This is a genomic window from Nonomuraea basaltis, assembly GCF_005893125.1.
Taxonomy (GTDB): domain Bacteria; phylum Actinomycetota; class Actinomycetes; order Streptosporangiales; family Streptosporangiaceae; genus Nonomuraea; species Nonomuraea basaltis.
The window spans coordinates 1-2,568 of record NZ_VCJS01000491.1 but is presented as its reverse complement, the minus strand read 5'-3'; the positions used below and the strand labels follow the sequence as shown (position 1 = coordinate 2,568).

General features: G+C 68.1%; 4 protein-coding genes. 1 reads left to right on the top strand and 3 read right to left on the bottom strand.

Translation table 11 applies throughout. From position 1 onward, the window contains the following. The 3 genes from EJK15_RS68800 to EJK15_RS68790 all read right to left on the bottom strand — a co-directional run. On the bottom strand, positions 1 to 439 hold a 439-nt coding region (locus tag EJK15_RS68800; protein ID WP_240778141.1), incomplete at its 3' end, for a reverse transcriptase domain-containing protein. 141 nt (positions 440 to 580) lie between these two features. Beyond that, a complete protein-coding gene (locus tag EJK15_RS68795; protein ID WP_138720850.1) occupies positions 581 to 1,447 on the bottom strand; it encodes an NAD(P)H-binding protein in 867 nt (288 codons plus the stop codon). Between the two features lie 189 nt (positions 1,448 to 1,636). Further along, entirely contained in the window at positions 1,637 to 2,011 is a 375-nt protein-coding gene (locus EJK15_RS68790; RefSeq protein WP_138720849.1) for a nuclear transport factor 2 family protein, read from the bottom strand. Between the two features lie 138 nt (positions 2,012 to 2,149). Here EJK15_RS68790 and EJK15_RS68785 point away from each other — a divergent pair. Then, positions 2,150 to 2,568 (top strand): helix-turn-helix transcriptional regulator (locus EJK15_RS68785; RefSeq protein ID WP_138720848.1); only part of this gene is annotated, 419 nt, incomplete at its 3' end.

The following is a 2,568-nucleotide window of genomic DNA, read 5'->3' as shown; positions in this document are numbered from 1 at the left end:
CAAAGAACGCCCGGATGTCGAGATCGATCACCCAGTCCTTCTTCCAGCACCGCTCCCGGCAGGTAGCGACCGCGTCCAGCGCCGAACGCTCGGGCCGATAGCCATAGGAGTCGGGGTGGAAGAGCGGCTCGGCCCTTTCCTCGATCACCTTGGCCACCACCGTCTGCGCCACTCGATCTCCGATTGAGGGCACGCCCAACACCCGGACGCCTCCCTTCTTCGGGATCTCGACCGCGCGCACCGGCGGCGGGAAGTACGTCCCCGAGGACATCCGATTCCAGATCTTGTACAGGTTGCCCTTCAGATCTTTCTCGAACTCCTCGATCGACGTTCCGTCCACCCCGGGCGCGCCCTTGTTCGCCTTGACTTTCTCCCACGCCTCCCAGACAGCTCGCTTCGAGATCTCAAACGACTTGCCCGGTGCTTTCAGCTCGTTCACGCGACTCCTCCCGGAGCACTTCCGGTTGATCGAACGAACAACAGCCACGAACGACCCGGCCCCTTGGCTCCACCCCGATTACCGAAGCTTCCTCGCTACTACGAGCCGGTCCGCCAGCATGCCCGGCGACGGACCCACGGCTTAGAGGGCCTTGAGCGCGGCGGTGACGACGTTCGCCAGCGGGGTGGCCGGTCGGCCGATGAGCTGCTGCAGGTCGGCGCTGTCGGTGTACCAATCACCGCGGGTGATGGCGAAGCTCGTGTCGGCCAGCAGGTCGGCGAACGGCTGGGGCACACCCCAGCCGGCGAGCGCCTTGGCGTACTCCTCGACCGGCAGATCCTGGTAGACGAGCGGCTTACCGGACTGCGCCGCGAACTCGGCGGCCACATCCGCCAGCGAGAACGCCTCACCTCCGAGGTCGTAGGCCTTGTTCGCGGGCCCATCGCCGGTCAGGACAACTGCCGCGGCCGCCGCGAGGTCGGGCCGGGTGACTCCGGAGATCTTGCCGTTGCCGCCCGAACCGATCATCACACCCGCCTCCAGCACGGGGGCGAGGTCCCCGAGTTCCCCGCAATACAGCTCGATGTACGCGCCGTTGCGCAGGAAGACGAAGGGCAGACCGGACTCGCGGATGCACGCCTCGGCCTGCCTGTGCTCGTCGGCCAGCCGAAGGGTGCTGGTGGCGGCGTTGACGAAGCTGGCGTAGGCGACCAGCGGGACGCGCGCGGCGACCGCGGCCTGCACAGCGTTCTTCATCTGGGGGAAGCGCTGGCCGTAGACGGCGGAGGGGATCAGCAGGAGTTTGTCAGTGCCGGCGAAGGCCGGCTCGAGCGTCTCCGGCTGGTCGTAGTCGGCACGGCGGACCTGCACACCGCGCTCGGCCAGGTCGGCCGCCTTCTGGGGGCTGCGCACAGCGGCGACGATCTCGCCAGCGGGCACACCGCGCTCCAGCAGTTCTGCAATGACGAGACGGCCGAGGCGGCCGGTGGCCGCGGTGATGGTGATCATTTTGGAGCGTCTTTCCTTCGGGGGGACGTCGTACGGGGATGGCGAAAGAGCGCAGGCGGCGACGTCCGGTGTATGGGTGAGCGATGCGCGCTGACGAATAGCCGTCGCGTGCGATGGGGCCAAGCGGGACCACGCCGCCGACGGAAGTTGTTGCTCCTCAGGCGCGGGCCCGCCGGTGTACGGCCGGGGTCAGTGCTGGATGTTGCCTCCGGCCTGAGCCATCGGGAGCAGGTCGAAGACGCTGATCACGCGCGTGATCTTGCCGTTCTCGACGGTGATGTAGTCGATGCCGCGGAAGTCCTTCAGGAAGGGGGTGTCGACGGTGTACACGGTCGCCGCGTTCGTGTCGTTGCCCAGAACGTCGATGACGGTCGCGCTGATGATCGAGCTCGCGAACGGCTCGAGGAACCCGCGATAGCCCTCCACTCCCTCGAACGTCCCGTTCGGGGCCACACACACGACGTCGTCGGCGAGGAAGCCCAGCGCCTCCTCGACGTCCTTGCCGGCCCACGCGCGGACGAAGTCCTCAGCGATCTTCTGGGCGAGCCCGTTCGTTGCAGTCACAGCACAGTTCCCTTCGTGATGCTCTGTCCCCTCCAAGCCGGGGACGCTCGGAGCCGCCCTCTGTGGGCGGCCCGTCTACCTGCATCTTTACTGAGGTATATGTCAGGGAGTGTCATATACCGAGGTAATTTCGGGGGTATGAGATCCGAGCGCCTGCTGTCGATCATGCTGTTGCTGCAGACCCACGGCCAGTTGCCCGCCGCCGAGCTGGCCGAGCGCCTGGAGGTGTCGGTCCGCACTGTCATGCGCGATGTCGAGGCGCTGTCGGCGGCCGGCGTGCCCGTCTACACCGTGCGCGGCCCCCATGGCGGCATCGCCCTGCTGCCCGGCTACCGCACCAACGTCACCGGCCTGACCACCGACGAGGCCCGCGCCCTGTTCGTGCTGCTGTCCGACCAGGCTCACGCCGAGCTCGGCCTGGGCCAAGCCCTCGGCTCAGCGCTGCGCAAGCTGATGGCCGCGCTGCCCGCCCCGCACCGGCCCGACGCCGACCTGGCCAGCCGCCGCATCCTCATCGACCCGGTGCGCTGGCGCGGCGGACCCGCCCGCCCCGCCAC

What these genes read in the sequence shown, in the direction of transcription:
- EJK15_RS68795 (WP_138720850.1), bottom strand. Translation starts at nt 1,447, where the DNA reads ATGATCACCATCACCGCGGCCACCGGCCGCCTCGGCCGTCTCGTCATT.